Here is a 17154-nt window from a genome sequence, read left to right on the forward strand (position 1 = left end):
TACCAGGGCGTGGTTCGTCACGGTCGCGGCCGTAGCGCCGGTACCGCGCCTACGCTGAGATCATGGCTGACGCGGTGGTGGTCGGATCCGGACCCAACGGGCTGGCGGCGGCGGTGATCCTGGCCCGCGCCGGACTCGAGGTCGAAGTGTTCGAAGCCTGCGAGGATTTCGGCGGCGGCTGCCGCACGGCGCAGGTCACGCTGCCGGGCTTTCGCCACGATCTCTGCGCGGGCGCGCATCCCATGGCGGTGGCGTCCCCGTTCTTCCGCGCCTTCGATCTGGAGAAGCACGGCGTGGAACTGCTTGTGCCGCAGGTCTCCTATGCGCATCCGCTCGATGCCGGCCATGCCGGGCTGGCCTGGCGCGACCTCGACCACACGGTGGACGGGCTGGGCCGCGACGGCGCGTCCTGGCGGCGGTTGTTCGAGCCGATGGTGCGGAATTGGCAGGAGCTGGTCGGGCTGGGTATGTCGGATCTGCGCCATCCGCCGCTCGACGTGATCACCGGAACGCGATTCCTGCGGCGGCTGGTGGAGCAGTCCACCCCGCTGTGGAATCTGCGCTTTCGCGAGGATGTCGCCCCCGCCCTGCTGACCGGCATTGCCGCGCATGCCATCCGCCCGCCGCGTTCGATTCCGTCCGCCGGCGTCGCCACCCTGCTCGGCACCCTCGCCCATGTGCGCGGCTGGCCGATCCCGAAGGGCGGTTCGCAAGCCATCATGGACGCGCTCGCCGAGGATCTGAAAGCCCATGGGGGACGGATCATCACGGGTCACCGGGTGGATTCCATCGACGAGTTCGACGAGGTGAAGACGGTACTGCTGGATATCGCCCCCGCCGAATTCCAGCGCATCGCCGCGTTGCCCGCCCGCTACGACTTCGCACTCGATCACTTCCGCTACGGCGGCGCGGCCTGCAAGGTCGATTTCGCGCTCTCCGGCCCGGTCCCGTGGCGTGCCCTGGGCTGTGACCGTGCGGGCACCCTGCACCTGGTGGGTTCCCGCGCCGAGGCCGTCGCCGCCGAAAAGGCCGTCGCCGCAGGACAACACGCGGAGCGCCCGTTCGTGCTGGCCATCCAGCCCGGCGTGGTCGACGACTCCCGGGCCCCGGCGGGCAAGCACACGCTCTACACCTACGCCCACGTCCCCAACGGTTCCAGCCGGGATCTCACCGAAACCATCACCGCCCAGGTGGAGCGTTTCGCCCCCGGCTTCCGCGATCTGATCCTGGCCACGAACGTCCGCACCGCGGCCAAGATGCCCGCCCACAATCCCAACTACATCGGCGGCGACATCTCCGCGGGCGCGATGACCTTGCGCCAGACCGTTTTACGCCCCGCCCCGCGCTGGAATCCGTACTCGACCCCGCTGCCCGGCGTCTACCTCTGCTCCTCGGCCACCCCGCCGGGTCCGGGCGTGCACGGCATGAACGGCTACTACGCCGCCCGCCATGCCCTGCGCCGCGAATTCGGCGTCCGCACCGACCCTTTGGAGCTGCTGGCCCGCTGAGTCAGGCGTGCGGCCGGTACAGATCCGGTTCGATATAGAGGTGCCCGACGGTCGGAACCGCCTGCCGCACGCGGGCTTCCGCCGCGTCGATGGCGATGGCCGCGGCGGTGATGTCCAGCCCCGGTGTCATCGCCACCTTCGCCGCCACCAGCATGTCGTCCGGCGCCAGGTACTGCGTCTTCAAATCCAGCACCCGATCGATGCCGTCCCCGCCGATGAGGTGTTCCCGAATCCGCAGATCCTCCTCCGCGGTCGCGCCTTCCCCGATCAGCAGGCTCTTCATTTCCACGATCAGCACCACCGCGATGAATCCCAGCAGCACCCCGATGGCCACGGTCCCGATCCCGTCCCACACCGGATCGCCGGTGAGCGCGGTCAATCCGACCCCGAGGAAGGCCAGCACCAGCCCGACCAGCGCCCCGGAATCCTCCAGCAGCACCACCGGCAGTTCCGCGCTGCGGGTGTTGCGGATGAAATCCCACCAGCTGGTGCGCCCCTTCAGGGGCTGCGAGGCCCGCCGCGCGGTGATCAGGCTGTAGGACTCCAGCCCGACCGCGAGCAGCAGGATCACGATCGCCACCCAGGTGTCGCTCAGATGCTCGGGTTGCCGGATCTTGTGGATGCCCTCGTTGATCGCGTACAGCGAGCCGACGGTGAAGATGACCAGCGCCACCACGAACGAATAGAAGTACCGGTTCCGCCCGTACCCGAACGGATGCAGCTGATCGGCTTCCTGCTCGGCGCGCCGCCGCCCCACCAGCAGCAGGCCTTGATTGGCGGTGTCGGCCAGCGAGTGCACCGCTTCGGCGAGCATGGACGCCGATCCGGTGATGATGGCGCCGATGAATTTGGCGACGGTGATGCCCGCGTCGGCGGAGAAGGCCGCCAGCACCGCCTTACGACTGCCGGATGCCATACCGGTCACGCTACTTGCGGTGTGCGGATCGCCCGGCCTTACACGCCGGGCGATCCGCGGCGGTGCTACGCGCCGGCTTCGACCGTCTTGGTGCGGTACAGGTCCGGCTCCAGGTAGATGACCCGCGCCGCCGGAACCGCTTCGCGCACTCGGGCTTCGGCGGCGTCGATGGCGGTGGCGATATCGTCGATCTCGAGCCCCGGCACGATGGAGATCTTCGCGGCGACGAGCAGCTCCTCCGGGCCGAGGTACTGGGTGCGCAGGTGGATGACGCGGTCGATGTGCTCGCCGTCGACCAGCCGGTCGCGAATCGCGGCCTCGTCCTGCGGCAGGGCGCCCTCACCGATCAGCAGCGACTGCATTTCGATGATCAGGATGACGGCGATGATGCCGAGCAGGATGCCGATGCCCAGGGTGCCGACGCCGTCCCAGACCGGATTCCCGGTCAGCTCGGTCAGGCTGATCGCGGCGAAGGCGATGATCAGGCCGATGAGCGCGCCGGCGTCCTCGAGCAGCACCACCGGCAGTTCCGGATTGCGCGAGTTGCGAATGAACTGCCACCAGCTGGCATTGCCCTTGAGCGGCTTGGATTCCCGCATGGCGGTGACGAAGCTGAAGGTCTCCAGCGCGATGGCGATGCCGAGGATGACGATCGCGACAATGGCGTTGTTCAGCTCTTCTGGATGCTGGATCTTGTGAATGCCCTCGTAGATCGCGTACAGCGAGCCGAGCGCGAAGATCACCAGCGCGACCACGAACGAGTAGAAGTACCGGTTCCGTCCGTACCCGAACGGATGCAGCTGATCGGCCTGCTGCTCCGCCCGCTTCTGCCCGAGCAGCAACAGACCCTGATTGGACGTGTCAGCCACCGAGTGCACGGCCTCGGCCAGCATGGATGCCGAGCCGGTGATGGCCGCACCGATGAACTTGGCCACCGCGATCCCGGCATTAGCGCTGAGCGCCGCCAGAATCGCCTTCTTACCGCCACCCGCAGACATGCTGTCCCGCCTCTCCGTGCCTTTTGCGCACGGCTTGGGAGCCGTGTCGTCTCCTGTATGCGTGGTGCGGTTGATTGCCCACACCGATTCTGGGCGTGCCCCAGGAGTTACCCGGATCTTACGAGATCAGTTGTCCAGTCGCCCTCGCGGCTCAGTCCGCCCCGACGGTCGCGCAGAACAGCTGTGCCGGTCCGTCCGCGGCAAGGGCCCGGATCGGCCCGTCCGAGGCGGAAATCCAGGCGGCGGTACCGCATTCGACGATCAGTTCGTGCTTGCCCTGGAGCAGCCGCAGGTTCCCGTGCGTGCACAGGGCGATGCCGGGTCCGGCGGGCAGCGCGACCGGTTCGGCGTCGTCGGCGAGTTCGAAACGGCTGAGCGCGAATTCGGGGGCGGGCGTGTCGTAGCGGTAGTTCCCGTCCGCCACTTTCTCCGCTTCGATGACCGGGAGTTCGAGGGGTTCGAAGTCCAGTACGCGCAGCAGTTCCGGCACGTCCACGTGTTTGGGGGTGAGCCCGCCGCGCAGCACGTTGTCGGAGTTGGCCATGATCTCGACGCCGACGCCGCTGAGGTAGGCGTGCAGGTTGCCGGCCGCGAGGAACAGTCCGTCGCCCGGTTCGAGGGTGATGCGATTGAGCAGCAGCGCCGCCAGTACGCCCGCGTCGCCGGGGTACGCCTCGGCCAGTTCCAGCGCCGTGCGCACCTCGGCGGCGAATTCCTTGGGCATGCCCTCGAATCCGGCATCGCGCTCGGACAGGTACCGCACGCAGCCGTCGAGGACCTTGGGCAGCAGATTGGCGAGCGCGTTCTGCGGCAGCGCGATCCAGGTGGTGAACAGCGTCCGCAGGCCGGCCGAATCCGGCTGTGCCGCGAGCAGTTCCGCGTACGGCATCAGCTCCGGCACATCCAGCGCGGTCAGCAGTCGTACGGTCTGTAGCGGTTCCCGGAAGCCGGCGAGCGCCTCGAACCGCTCGAGTGCGACCACCAGCTCCGGTTTGTGGTTCTCGTCCCGGTAGTTCCGCATCGGCGAGTCGATGGCCACCCCGGCGTGGTTCTCCCGCGCGTAGCCCGCCCGCGCCTGTTCGATACTGGGATGCGCCTGGAGCGAGAGCGGCTCCTCGGCGGCCAGGATCTTCAGCAGGAACGGCAGCCGGCCGTCGAATTCGCCCGCGACCGCGCCCAATTCGCGCTGCGGGTCGGCGCTGACCAACTCCAGCAGCGATTCGCTGTGGCCGTTGATCTGCACCCGCGCCGGATCGGCGGGGTGCGCGCCGAACCAGAGTTCGGCTTCGGGATGGGCGGATGGAACCGGTCGTCCGCACAGCTGAGCGAGCGCGGTGCGCGAACCCCAAGCGTATGAACGCAGCGCACCAACGAGTTCGTGCACTAGTAATGTCCCCCGTCATAGCGTCCCGGTCCGGTGGCCGGGCGGGAACCGAGTAGTCGTAGGTACGCGGCGGCCATTTCGAGCCGCAGGGCCAGCACCGCCAACTGTGCCAGTTCACCGCCGCGCGCGGGCGGCAAGCGCTGTCCTTCGACCTCGGCGGGCGCGGGGGCGGCGGCCGCTTCGGCGTCCACGTTCACCAGGTCCGCGTCGAGCAGTCCGGAATCGGCGGAGAACACCCCGAGCCGGCGCCGCACCGCGAATTCGTCGGGGTCGGCGGTCAGCACGAACACCCGCACCTGCTGCACGGGCGCGGGCCCGTCTAGCTGTTCGTCGTGGAAGAGCGGATCGAACCCGGGCGCGGAGACCCCGGCGGCCTCGACCAGACGACCGTGCGCCGCAATGCTTTCCGCGAGGGTGGCGGCGGTGGCGATCTGCCCGGCCGCGGCCAGCAGCACCTCGGTGCCGTGCACGGCCAGTTCGGTGGTGGCGGCGGTGTCGCCGGTCAGCACCAGCCGGGGCCGCTGCTGCATGCGGGTGGCGAGGGTCTTGGCGGGATTGTGGAAGGCCTCGTTCTGCGGTCCGTCCCGGAGCGCCTCGGCGTCCAGCAGATCGGCGAGCTCGTTCAGATCCGGCACCAGCGGCCCGACCCGATTGGGGTCGACGGCGGCCAGCACGGCCATGCCGATGGCGAAATATCGCAGCAGCCGATTGTGGTCGAGCACGCCCAGCCGCGGCGGCAGCATGGTGGCGCGGCCTGCGGCGGCCGCGCGTAGCGGTCCCTCGTCGGGCGCCGCCACGATGACCTCCGCACCGCGCCGCAGCGCGCTGTCCACGGCCTCGGCGAGGCGCGGATCGCCCGCATCGTCACCGGCCACCAGGACCACGTCCAGGGGGCCGACCCACGGCGGGATCGAGGTGGCGGGCACCAGCGGCATACTCGCGCGATCACCGAGCGCGGCGATCAGCAGACCGGCCGCGCGGGCGGCGCGCCCGGCCCCGGAAACCAGGACCAGACTGCGCGGGCGCAGGTCCCGCAACCGGGCCAAAGCATCCTCGGAAATGGCTGCGGCGGTGGCCCTGACCAGGGCTCCACCCGACGCCGCGGAGCGCAAACCGCCCCCGGTGTCGGCCGCCTCCAGCGAGGCGACGTCATCGAGGTCGAGTACCGGTGTACCAGCGATCATCGGGCGTTGCCACCTCCCCTCATCGGGTCACCAGACGCTGGTGAATCCAAGCTCTGTGATTCCACTATTCCAGTCAGGCGCGGACGATGCTCAGGATCTCGGTTACGAGTGCGTCTACTTCCTCCTGCGATCGTGCTTCGACATTGAGCCGAAGCAGCGGTTCGGTATTGGAGGCGCGCAGGTTGAACCAGGCGCCCTCCGGCAACTGCACCGTGACCCCGTCCAGCCGGTCCACCGACTTGGCCCGCTTGCCGAATGCCTCGAGCACCGCGGTGGTGCGCTCCTTGGCGTCGGCGACGGTGGAGTTGATCTCCCCGGAGGCGGCGTAGGTCGAGTACGCCGAGGCGAGTTCGGACATCGGGCGTTCCTTCTCGCCCAGTGCCGCCAAAACATGCAGGGCAGCGAGCATTCCGGAGTCGGCGCCCCAGAAGTCGCGGAAGTAGTAGTGCGCGGAGTGCTCGCCGCCGAAGATGGCTCCGGTGGCGGCCATCTGCTGCTTGATGAACGAATGGCCGACGCGGGTGCGCACCGGCGTGCCGCCCAGTTCGGTCACCAGCTCCGGCACCGCCTTGGAGGTGATCAGATTGTGGATGACGGTGGCGCCCGGCTCCTTGATCAGTTCGCGCTCGGCAACCAGTGCGGTGACCGCGGACGGGGCGACCGGATCGCCCTTCTCGTCCACCACGAAGCAGCGGTCGGCGTCGCCGTCGAAGGCCAGCCCGATGTCCGCGCCGGTCTTGCGGACGTAGTCCTGGAGATCGACCAGGTTCTTCGGATCCAGCGGATTGGCTTCGTGATTGGGGAAGTTGCCGTCGAGTTCGAAGTACAGCGGTTCGATGGTGTACTGCGGCAGCGTGCCCAGCACGGCGGGGACGGTGAACCCGCCCATGCCGTTCCCGGCGTCCACCGCGATGCGCAGCGGGCGGGAATCGCTCAGGTCGACCAGCTTGTGCAGGAAGGCCGCGTAGGCGGCGAGCAGGTCCTGTTCGGTGGCGTCGCCGCGCGCCCCGTCATAGGCCGGGACGCCCGCGATGACCTCGTCGGAGATGGTGGCCAGACCGGTGTCCTGACCGACCGGCAGCGCCTTGGCGCGGCACAGCTTGATGCCGTTGTACTTGGCCGGGTTGTGCGAGGCGGTGAACATGGCTCCGGGACAATCCAAATGGCCGGAGGCGAAGTACAGCTCGTCGGTGGAGGCGAGGCCGATGTGCACCACATCCAGGCCCTGCGACTGCACGCCGTCGGCGAAGGCCGCGGCCAAGCCGGGGGAGGAGTCGCGCATATCGTGTCCGATGACGATGCGCTGGGCGCCTTCGGAGCGCATCAGCCGGGCGAACGCACCGGCCACGTCCCGGACGAAGTCCGCGTCGATCTGTTCGCCGACTACTCCTCGAACGTCATATGCCTTGATGACTGCTTGAACGGACTCGGCGGACCGGGCGACTGTCATGAGGAACACCCTAATAGCTCTCGGTGACGAGTCGTATTCGGAGGCGCGCCGCATGTCCGTACTCGCCCGTACGGCGTCGCTCTAGTTCGGCGGATCCGGTAGGACGCGTAGATGGCCCCTCCGGCCGGTGCGACCCGTGCGGGTCGGGCGCTGCGGGGCGGGGGCGTAGTCGCTGTAGCCGCGGGTGTCCGGTTCCGGTGTGCGGCGCCGCAATCCGGCTTCTCTGACGGCCTCGGCCAGTGCGGTGAGATCGTCGTCGTCCGGAGTCGAGGAGGAGAAACCGCCCTCGTGCTTGACCAGCTCCCAGCCCTTCGGGGCGGTAATCCGGGAAGCGTGCGTTTCGCACAGGTCCCAGGAGTGGGGTTCGGCGACGGTTACCAGCGGACCGACCACTGCCATGGAGTCCGAGTACACATAGGTCAGCGTCGCGACGGCCGGGTTCTTGCAGCCGGGCCGGCAGCAACGACGCATGGGGATCACGCCAAGCAGGGTAACCCCGTTCGCGGCCCGCCGGGGATAGACACGCGCAATGGACTGCGTCTCACTTGTCCCGCGCGGGGCCTTGGTTGCCAGGGCGAACACTTGTCCCGGCAACAAAGTAGATTCGGGGTATGACCCGTTCCCGTCGCCGGCGGCCGCCCACCGCGCGGTCCGTCATCCGCCGCGGGCGAGGTGTGCGCGGGCCGATGCTGCCGCCGACCGTGCCGGCCCGGCGGACCCGCGGCCAGCAGTTCGACCGGCTGGTGCTGGAGGCGTTCGCGCCGCTGGAGAGCCGCTGGCACGAACAGCTCACCAAGCTCGATATCGCGGTGGACGATGTGCCGAAAATCCGTCCGTTGCATCCGGATTCGGTGCAATGGCCGGACGAGGTGGTCGCCGACGGTCCGGTGCCCCTGTCTCGCCTCATCCCGGCGGGAGTGGATCGCTACGGCATGGCTACCCGTGCCCGGGTTGTGTTGTTCCGCAAGCCATTAGAGCTGCGAGCCGGCGACCCGGACGATTTGGTGGACCTGCTGCGCGAAGTCCTGGTGCAGCAGATCGCCACCTACCTCGGTGTAGACCCGGACGTCATCGACCCGGAACCGGAATAGCACCCCGCCTCGTCATCCCGGCATGTTCTCAGCCGGGATCCACACCCCGACGAACCGTGTGGATTCCGGCCAAAAGCGCGCCGGAATGACGGGGTGCGGTGAAAGCCGTTGGTGCGGAGGTTCTTTCGGGATGCTGCGCCTGCCCGCGCAGCTCCCCATGACTAGATGATGCCGCGCTTGAGGCGACGGCGTTCGCGCTCCGACAGTCCGCCCCAGATTCCGAAGCGTTCGTCGTTCTGGAGTGCGTACTCGAGGCATTCGTCGCGGACCTCGCAACCGAGGCAGATCCGCTTGGCCTCCCGGGTGGAACCGCCCTTCTCGGGGAAGAAGGCCTCCGGGTCGGTCTGAGCGCAGAGCGCCCGTTCCTGCCACTGCTCGGCTTCGGTGAGCCGGCTTCCTCTGGAGAAATTGTCGAACATTTCGTCAGCACCGGTGACGATCAAGCTCAATCGTGGTGGTTCGGGCTGGAACTGGGCTCGCGCCCACTGTCCGCCCCCCGGTCGTGCGGTCGTCGTCGGTTCACCCCCCTCGTACCCGATTCGTTCGTCGGCGCAGAAGTCAGATGCTGCGCCAGCTGTGGAATCGGATTGCGATACACCGCCCGGAATGCCTGACGGGGCCAGCTCATCGGCCATCGCTCCGCCTCCTCACTGTGTGTTAGCGCAGAATGATTAATCCGTCGGAGCCGATCCCACCGACGGCCCAACACCGCGACGTAGTCCCGCGGCCATCCCCGAGCTTGTCACACCGGTGCGAACAGCTGTTCGAAAACCCGTCCGCGCCTTGCACTCTCACGCGGACCCGGAATGACATGCCTGTGATTAGACACGCCGAGAGCGTCGATGGTCAAGCTGCCGAAGCGATTCCGTTACCATCCACGACCCCCTTTCCCACTGTTCCCGCAGTTCAAACAGCAAATTCACAGCAAATGGGTAGCGGGGCATCTTCCGGCGTAGAACGCATAGGCTGTGCGGATGTGACTCGAGAACAAGCGGACACCGCACCCGGCACCGGCCTCCGGATCGCGGTACTGGTCGGCGGAGTCGGCGGCGCGCGTTTCCTGATGGGCGTGCGCGAACTGCTCCCCGGCGCGGACCTCACGGCCATCGTCAATGTCGGCGACGACGTCTGGATGCACGGCCTGCGTATCTGCCCTGACCTGGACACCTGCATGTATACGCTGGGTGGCGGGATCGACACCGAACGCGGCTGGGGGCATGCCGACGAGACCTGGCACGCCAAGGAAGAGCTGGCGAAATACAACGCTCAGCCCGATTGGTTCGGACTGGGCGATCGCGATATCGCGACCCATCTCATTCGCTCCGAAATGCTGCGTCAGGGTTACCCGCTCTCGCAGGTCACCGAGGCCCTCTGCAATCGGTGGCAACCCGGTGTGAAACTGCTTCCGGCAACCGACGACCGGTGTGAAACACATGTAGTTATCGGCGACCCGGAGAACCCTGGCGAACGTCGCGCGATCCATTTCCAAGAGTGGTGGGTGCGCTACCGAGCTAACGTCGAGACCCATGGATTCGTGACTATTGGGGCAGAACAAGCAAAACCCGGCCCCGGTGTGACCGAAATCATAGAGTCCGCTGACGTGGTTCTGCTGGCCCCTTCCAACCCCGTCGTGAGCGTCGGCGCGATCCTCGCGGTACCGGGCATTCGGGGCGCGCTGCGCACCACCGCCGCCAAGATCATCGGTCTCTCCCCGGTGATCGGCGGCAAGCCCCTGCGCGGTATGGCCGACGAATGCCTCTCCGTGATCGGCGTCGAGACCACCGCCGAAGCCGTCGGCAACCACTACGGATCCCGTTCCACCACAGGCATATTGGACGGCTGGCTGATCCACAGCACGGACACCGCGGACATTCCCGGCGTCGAGGTCCGCAGCGTTCCCCTGATCATGAGCGATCCGGCCGCCACCGCCGAGATGGTGCGCGAGGCCCTCGATATCGCCGGGATCAAGCCGTGAGCGGCGACGCCGGTGCGCCGGCTAGCGGCGTTGCGCCCGTGCGTGATTCGACCACGACCGCACCGGCCGGCGCCGCGCCACTGGGCGATCACGCTTCGGGTGGCGAGCTGACCATCCTTCCGGTGCGTGGTTTGCCGGAGTTCCGGCCGGGCGACGACCTCGCGGAAGCCATTGCGGCACAGGCGCCCTGGCTGCGCGACGGCGATGTGCTGGTGGTGACGAGCAAGATCGTTTCCAAGGCCGAGGGGCGCATCGTCGCAGCGCCCACCGACCCCGAAGCCCGCGATGCGTTCCGGCGGGAACTGGTGGCGCAGGAAGCGGTGCGGGTGCTGGCGCGCAAGAACCGCACCCTCATCACCGAGAACAAGCTCGGCATCGTGCAGGCCGCCTCCGGTATCGACGGTTCGAATGTCGAACAGGACGAATTGGTGCTGCTGCCGGTCGATCCCGACGCCAGTGCCAAGGCCTTGCGGACAGCGCTCGCCGAGCGGCTCGGCGTGCGGGTCGCGGTGGTCGTCACCGACACCATGGGCCGGGCCTGGCGCGTCGGCCAGACCGATGCGGCGATCGGCTCGTCCGGGCTGCGCGTCCTGCACGACTACGAGGGCGCGATCGACCGGCAGGGACACGAACTGCAAGTCACCCTGGTCGCCGTCGCCGATGAACTGGCCGCCGCCGCCGACCTGGTGAAGGGCAAACTCGGCGGCGTCCCGGTCGCGGTGGTGCGCGGCTTCGAATACGACGACGACGGTTCCAGCGCGGCGGCGCTGCTGCGCGGCGGCGAGGAAGACCTGTTCTGGCTGGGCACGGCGGAAGCCATCGAGCTCGGGCGCAATCAGGCTGTGCTGCTGCGCCGTTCGGTGCGGCGGTTCGCGGAGACCCCGGTCGAGCCGGAGGTGATCCGCGCCGCCGTCAGCGCCGCGCTGACCGCCCCCGCCCCGCATCACACCCGGCCGGTGCGCTTCGTCTGGCTGCGCAAGCGCGAACTGCGCGATCGGCTCCTGGAAGCCATGGCCGAGAAGTGGCGGGCCGACCTGCTCGGCGACGGGCGCGACCCGGAATCGGTGGAGCGGCGAGTCGCCCGCGGCCGCATCTTGTTCGACGCGCCCGAGGTGATCATCCCGTTCTGTGTGCCCGACGGCGCGCACGACTATCCGGACGAGACCCGGCGCGCGGCCGAGAAGACCATGTTCACCGTGGCGGTGGGCGCGGCCGTGCAGGGCCTGCTGGTCTCTTTGGCCGTCAAGGGCGTCGGCAGCTGCTGGATCGGCTCGACCATCTTCGCGCCCGACGTCACCAGGGACGTCCTCGGTCTGGAAGCGGACTGGAATCCCTTGGGCGCGATCGCGATCGGCTATCCGCTGGAGGACCTCGTGCCGCGCGAGGCGCGCGAGACCGGGTTCGGGTTGGTGGAGCTGTGAGTCATTCGCCCGATTTCGCGGAGGTGCGGGCGTGAGCGCCGAATCCTTGCACAAGTCGGCGGTCGAGCTGCTCGAAACCTGGTCCCCGGCAACGGGTCCGGAGCAGTCCATCCGCGAGTCCATGCTCGCCTTCCTGGGCTCGGCCCCGCGCGGCTGCCTGCGCGAGCACGCCGCCGGCCATATCACCGCCTCCGCGGTGGTGTTCTCGCACGACGAGCGGGAAGTCCTGCTGACCCTGCATCCCCGCGTCGGCCGCTGGATCCAATTGGGTGGGCACTGCGAGGAATCCGACGATTCGGTCAGCGCCGCGGCTTTCCGCGAAGCCACCGAGGAGTCGGGCATCCCGGACCTGGTCCTGGAGCCCGGCCTCTACGGCGCGCAGGCGCACCCCATCACCTGCTCACTGGGTATCCCCACCCGGCACCTCGATCTGCTCTTCAAGATCAAGGCGCCGGCCGGGGCCGTCCCGGTGCGCAGCTCGGAATCCGACGACCTGCGCTGGTGGCCGGTGGACGCCCTGCCCGCCGACGCGGACGTGCTGCTGCTGCCGTAACCTTGAATGCTGTACACGTTCTCAGGGCGGGGTGAAATTCCCCACCGGCGGTAATGGCATCCGGACCGATCCGTTTGCACGAGCCCGCGAGCGCCACCCGCGAGGGTGGGTCAGCAGATTCCGGTGTGATCCCGGAGCCGACGGTCACAGTCCGGATGAAAGAGAACGCGGCACCGGCCAGTCCGCTTCGCGCGTGCCGGCCTGTTCGCGTATTTCTGCCCTGGGTGACATCGCGAACAGGAGGAAATCCCATGTCACCCACTACGAATCGAATCGCACTCGTCGCCGCCAACTGGCATGCCGAGATCGTCGACAAAGCCGTGGAAGCCTGCCGCGCGGGTCTGGCCGAGCGTGGCTATACCGACATCGACGTGATTCAGGTGCCCGGCGCCTTCGAAATCCCTTTGCAGGCCAAGCGTTTGGCGAACAGTGGCGCCTACGCGGCCGTCGCGGGCTGCGCGCTGGTGGTCGACGGCGGCATCTACCGGCACGATTTCGTCGCCTCGACGGTGGTGGACGCGCTCATGCGGGTGCAGCTGGAGACCGACGTGCCGGTGTTCTCCGCGGTGCTGACCCCGCACCACTTCCATGAGCACGCCGAGCATCTGGAGTACTTCGGGCGGCATTTCGAGAAGAAGGGCGCCGAGCTGGCGAACGCGATCGTGGCGACACTGGCCATCGACCTGAAGCTGTAGCGGTGGAAAACCGCCCGGCGCGCAACGGGGGGAGTGCGCGCCGGGCGGTTTCTGGTCCCGACCCTGGGTGGGTAGGGTTCAGGCCGGGACCAGGCTCTTGTCGGCCGGAGCCGCGGTGGGGTGCTCGTCGATCATGGTGGTCTCGTCGAAGGGCAGCTGCTTGTCCAGCACCGCCCGGACCCGATCCTTGTCGATGGTCTTGGTCCAGGTGCCGACCAGCACGGTGGCGACCGCATTGCCCGAGAAGTTGGTCAGCGCACGGGCTTCGGACATGAACCGGTCGATGCCGACGATCAGGCCGACGCCGTCCAGCAGCTCCGGGCGATGACTCTGGAGACCGCCGGCCAGTGTGGCCAGGCCGGCGCCTGTCACACCGGCCGCGCCCTTGGACGCCACGATCATGAACACCAGCAGGCCCAGCTGCTCGGTCCAGGACAGCGGCTTGCCCATGGCATCGGCGACGAAGAGGGTCGCCATGGTCAGGTAGATGGCGGTGCCGTCCAGATTGAACGAATAACCGGTCGGCACAACGACACCCACGGTGGTGCGCTCCACGCCCAGATGCTCCATCTTGGCGATGAGGCGCGGGAACGCGGACTCCGAGGACGAGGTGGCGACGATGAGCAGATACTCCCGCGCCAGGTAGCGGCAGAGCTTGAAGATCGACACTCCGGCCACCGCGCGCAGCAGCGTGCCCAGCACGCCGAAGATGAACAGCACGCAGGTGAGATAGAAGGCGACCATGAGCAGGGCCAGCTGTTTGACCGCGTCGAGTCCGGTGCGCGCCACCACATTCGCCATGGCGCCGAACGCGCCGATCGGGGCCAGCCACAGGATCATGGTCAGCACCCGGAAGACCAGCTGCTGGATCAGGCCGACGGCGCGCAGCAGCGGTTCACCCTTCGCGCCCATGGCCTGAATGCCGAAGCCGACCAGCAGTGCCACGAACAGCGCCTGGAGCACCTTGCCGGAGGTCAGCGACGAGACCAGCGTGGTCGGCACGATCTCCTTGACGAAATCCCAAGTGCCGCCCGCGGATTGCGCGTCCTTGGCGTACTTGGCGACCTCCTTGGCGTGTGCGGCGACGTTCAGCCCGTCGCCCGGATGCAGCAGATTGCCCACCACCAAGCCGATGGCCAGCGCCGCCGTGGACATGATCAGGAAGTAGCCGAGCGCCAGCCCGCCGATCTTGCCGACCCGCGCCGCGGCCCGCACCGAGCCGATGCCGAGCACGATGGTGCAGAAGATGACCGGCGCGATCATCATCTTGATCAGGTTCACGAACAGGGTGCCCAGTTCGCCCACCGATTTGCCGAACCCGGGGGCCAGCCAGCCGACCAGGACGCCCGCGACCACCGCCACGATGACGGCCAGATACAGCCAATGCGTGCGATCCCGCTGCTTCGGCGCCGCAGCGGGGGATAGCGCTGTTGTCGATTCACTCAATTTCGGAAAGCCTCCGGGTACCGCCTGGTGTGAGCCCGCTCACGTACTTGTATAGAGAATGATGGCCTGGGCAGTGATACGGGTCACTGTTTCGTACATTGTGTTCACGCGGCGGGTCATGGTCTCGCCGCGCGCAGGGTTTTCTCGGAGGCGTGGTGAGTGGTCTGAGCAGGCGGCCCCGGCGTGGGCGAACCCTGGCCGGGCAGGTGTTCGTGGTGCAACTGGTGGTGCTGGCGGTGGTGATCGCCACCGGTACGGCGCTGGCTGTCTTACGTTTACGCAGCGCCCAGGACGACGCCATCCGGGTGCAGGTCACCGATATCGCCGTCAGCGTCGCCCGCGCCCCCTCCACCGTGACCGGCGTGCGCGCCCCGAACCCGACCACCCTGCTGCAACCGGTCACCGAGAGCATTCGCCAGGCGACCGGCGTGGACTTCATCGTGGTGATGGCCCCCGACCGCACCCGCTACACCCACACCGACACCACCCGCATCGGCCAGCCCTTCAGCGGCAATATCGATCGCGCGCTGGCGGGGGAGACCTTCACCGAGACCTACACGGGCACACTGGGTCCCTCGATTCGCGCCGTCACCCCGGTTCGCGATGCCGACGGCCGCATCATCGCGCTGGTGTCGGCGGGCGTCACCCGCGCGCACATCGGCGATCAGGTGCGGGCGCAGCTGCCCACCATCCTGGCCGTCGCGGCCGCGGGCCTGGCGGTGGTGACGCTGGGCTCACTGTTGTTGCGGCGCAGGCTGTTGCGGCAGACCCACGGGCTCGGGACCGACGAACTACGCGCGCTGTACGAGCATCACGACGCCGTGCTGCACTCGGTGCACGAGGGGCTGCTGGTGTTCGGCCGGGACGGTGAGCGCCTGGAAGTGGTGAACGACGAGGCCCGGCGACTGCTCGACCTGCCCGACGGAACGATCACCCGCTCCGATCTCCCGGTGTCGTTGCAGCGCTTGGGAACCGGCGTGGTGCGCGATGAGATGCACGTGACCGCCGACCGGGTGCTGGTGGTGAATCAGGACGAGGTGGAGCACGACGGCCGCCGCATCGGCACCGTGCTCACCCTGCGCGATCACACCGAATTACGGGACGTGCTGGGCGAATTGGATTCGGTGCGGGATTTCGCCGAATCCCTGCGCGCCCAAGCGCACGAGGCCGCCAATCGGCTGCACACCGTGATCAGCATGGTGGAGCTGGGCCGTCCGGAGGACGCGGTGGACTTCGCGACCGCCGAACTCGAACTCTCCCAAGCCCTCATCGACCGGCTCACCAGCGCGGTCTCCGAACCGGCGGTGGTGGCGCTGCTGCTGGGCAAGGTGGAGAAGGCCGCCGAGCAGGGCGTGGAATTGACCGTCACCGGCGATACCGTGGTCGATTCGGTGGAGCCGCTCACCGCGCACGAAATGGTCACGCTGCTGGGCAATCTCATCGACAACGCGGTGGACGCGGTGCACCACGACGAGGACGCCTGGGTGGAAGTGACGGTGCGCAGTGATGCCGCGGAACTGTATGTGCGCGTGGCCGACAGCGGTCCGGGCATGTCCGAGGAGGTGTTCACGCGCGCCACCGAACGCGGGTACTCCACCAAGACCGATCATCACGGCCTGGGGCTGGCGCTGGTGCGGCGGCTGGTGGCGCGGCGGGGCGGGGAGCTGCGCGCACAGTCGGAGCCGGAATCGGCGGTGCTGGTGGTCTTTTCGCGGGACGGCCGGCGATGATCCGGGTGCTGATCGTCGAGGACGATCCGAAAATCGCGGCGGCGCATCGGTCTTACGTCGAACGGTTGCCGGGCTTCACGGTCGTGGAAGTGGTGCACACCGGCAAGGACGCGATCGCAGCCGCCGGGAAGTCACAAACCGATTGCGATCCGGTGGATTTGGTGTTGATGGATATCGGTTTACCGGATATGAGCGGCCTGGCGGTTGCTGCGGCCCTCGCCGGACTGCGTCCGCGCCCCGATGTCATCGCGGTGACCTCCGCGCGGGATCTGGCCATGGTGCGGGCCGCGGTCGCGCACGGCGTGGTGCTGTATCTGTTGAAGCCGTTCACCTTCGCGGCATTCCGCGAGAAGCTCGATCGCTATCTCCGATATCGGGCCGCGCTGCCGGCGGGGGAGGCGGCGGTCTCGCAACAGGACATCGACCGCGCCTTCGGTGCGCTGCGAACGTCGGATCATCGTGCGACCTCGCCGAAAGGCATTGCGCCGCAGACCATGGATGAGGTGGCGCGAGCGGTACGGGCAAACCCCGGCGGGTTGTCCGCCGGGGAAGTCGGGCGCGCCGTCGGCGTTTCGCGGGTTACCGCTTGGCGATACCTGGAACGTATGGCCGAAGACGGTGTGGTGGAACGGCGAACCGACTACGGTCGGACCGGGCGGCCACAGGTTCGTTACGTCTGGTCCCACTGAGCGGTTGCTCATCGCAGGTTTGCAGGTGATGTGCGGTGACCGACACCACAGCGACGGTAGCGCGAGAACAGACCGTCCTGGTTGTAACGGTTGCCACCTTCGCCACTCAAAATG

The 17154-nt window shown here is 67.9% G+C and carries 16 protein-coding genes and 1 riboswitch; of the genes, 8 read left to right on the plus strand and 8 right to left on the minus strand.

All coding sequences use genetic code 11. The features are described from left to right. Positions 1-62 precede the first annotated feature (62 nt). A complete protein-coding gene (locus tag NI1_RS10470) occupies positions 63-1508 on the plus strand; it encodes a phytoene desaturase family protein (protein WP_067817402.1) in 1446 nt (481 codons plus the stop codon). Position 1509: 1 nt separating this feature from the next. Here the strand turns inward: NI1_RS10470 and NI1_RS10475 are convergent, their stop codons facing one another. From NI1_RS10475 to NI1_RS10500, 6 genes are all read right to left on the minus strand, one after another. Then, positions 1510-2424 carry a cation diffusion facilitator family transporter gene (locus NI1_RS10475; RefSeq protein WP_067818161.1) on the minus strand — a complete coding sequence of 305 codons (915 nt, stop codon included), beginning with the start codon at positions 2422-2424 and terminating at the stop codon, positions 1510-1512. A 65-nt stretch (positions 2425-2489) separates the two neighbouring features. Beyond that, positions 2490-3422, minus strand: a complete 933-nt coding sequence (locus tag NI1_RS10480) for a cation diffusion facilitator family transporter (protein ID WP_067817405.1) — start codon at positions 3420-3422, stop codon at positions 2490-2492. Positions 3423-3573: 151 nt separating this feature from the next. Beyond that, a complete protein-coding gene (gene manA / locus NI1_RS10485; RefSeq protein ID WP_067817408.1) occupies positions 3574-4806 on the minus strand; it encodes a mannose-6-phosphate isomerase, class I in 1233 nt (410 codons plus the stop codon). Further along, positions 4806-5990, minus strand: a complete 1185-nt coding sequence (locus NI1_RS10490; RefSeq protein ID WP_067817410.1) for a tobH protein — start codon at positions 5988-5990, stop codon at positions 4806-4808. The genes manA and NI1_RS10490 overlap by 1 nt, the downstream gene beginning before the upstream one ends. A 73-nt stretch (positions 5991-6063) precedes the next feature. After that, entirely contained in the window at positions 6064-7440 is a 1377-nt protein-coding gene (locus NI1_RS10495) for a phosphomannomutase/phosphoglucomutase (RefSeq protein ID WP_067817413.1), read from the minus strand. Between the two features lie 81 nt (positions 7441-7521). After that, positions 7522-7911, minus strand: a complete 390-nt coding sequence (locus tag NI1_RS10500) for a DUF3499 domain-containing protein (protein WP_067817416.1) — start codon at positions 7909-7911, stop codon at positions 7522-7524. A gap of 140 nt (positions 7912-8051) precedes the next feature. Here NI1_RS10500 and NI1_RS10505 point away from each other — a divergent pair, with 140 nt between their 5' ends. Beyond that, complete coding sequence (locus NI1_RS10505) at positions 8052-8531, plus strand: metallopeptidase family protein (RefSeq protein WP_067817419.1); 480 nt, start codon at positions 8052-8054, stop codon at positions 8529-8531. A 161-nt stretch (positions 8532-8692) separates the two neighbouring features. Here the strand turns inward: NI1_RS10505 and NI1_RS10510 are convergent, their stop codons facing one another. Next, a complete protein-coding gene (locus NI1_RS10510; RefSeq protein ID WP_169815418.1) occupies positions 8693-8950 on the minus strand; it encodes a WhiB family transcriptional regulator in 258 nt (85 codons plus the stop codon). A gap of 557 nt (positions 8951-9507) precedes the next feature. On the opposite strand from NI1_RS10510, the gene cofD reads away from it, so the two are divergent. The 4 genes from cofD to NI1_RS10530 all read left to right on the plus strand — a co-directional run bounded on the left by cofD (position 9508) and on the right by NI1_RS10530 (position 13175). Then, positions 9508-10506, plus strand: coding sequence for a 2-phospho-L-lactate transferase (cofD, locus tag NI1_RS10515; RefSeq protein ID WP_281179488.1), 999 nt, complete (start codon positions 9508-9510; stop codon positions 10504-10506). Between the two features lie 38 nt (positions 10507-10544). Further along, positions 10545-11927, plus strand: a complete 1383-nt coding sequence (locus NI1_RS10520; protein WP_067818167.1) for a coenzyme F420-0:L-glutamate ligase — start codon at positions 10545-10547, stop codon at positions 11925-11927. Between the two features lie 31 nt (positions 11928-11958). Continuing rightward, positions 11959-12480: an NUDIX hydrolase gene (locus NI1_RS10525; protein ID WP_067817425.1), complete on the plus strand. Its 522-nt coding sequence runs from the start codon at positions 11959-11961 to the stop codon at positions 12478-12480. 13 nt (positions 12481-12493) lie between these two features. Further along, a riboswitch (FMN riboswitch) is annotated at positions 12494-12651 on the plus strand. A gap of 80 nt (positions 12652-12731) precedes the next feature. Further along, positions 12732-13175 carry a 6,7-dimethyl-8-ribityllumazine synthase gene (locus NI1_RS10530; RefSeq protein ID WP_067817428.1) on the plus strand — a complete coding sequence of 148 codons (444 nt, stop codon included), beginning with the start codon at positions 12732-12734 and terminating at the stop codon, positions 13173-13175. A 78-nt stretch (positions 13176-13253) separates the two neighbouring features. Here the strand turns inward: NI1_RS10530 and NI1_RS10535 are convergent, their stop codons facing one another. After that, positions 13254-14621 (minus strand): cation:dicarboxylate symporter family transporter, encoded by a 1368-nt coding sequence (locus tag NI1_RS10535; protein WP_067817431.1) that lies wholly within the window; start codon positions 14619-14621, stop codon positions 13254-13256. A gap of 152 nt (positions 14622-14773) precedes the next feature. Between NI1_RS10535 and NI1_RS10540 the strand changes: the two genes are divergently transcribed. Beyond that, the gene (locus tag NI1_RS10540; RefSeq protein WP_245663154.1) at positions 14774-16351 is read left to right on the plus strand and encodes a sensor histidine kinase; all 1578 of its coding nucleotides are present in this window, start codon (positions 14774-14776) and stop codon (positions 16349-16351) included. Continuing rightward, positions 16348-17040, plus strand: coding sequence for a response regulator (locus NI1_RS10545; protein ID WP_067817434.1), 693 nt, complete (start codon positions 16348-16350; stop codon positions 17038-17040). The genes NI1_RS10540 and NI1_RS10545 overlap by 4 nt, the downstream gene beginning before the upstream one ends. Positions 17041-17154 lie beyond the last annotated feature (114 nt).

Origin of the sequence: Nocardia inohanensis NBRC 100128 (genome assembly GCF_001612945.1) — a bacterium.
Lineage (GTDB): Bacteria > Actinomycetota > Actinomycetes > Mycobacteriales > Mycobacteriaceae > Nocardia > Nocardia inohanensis.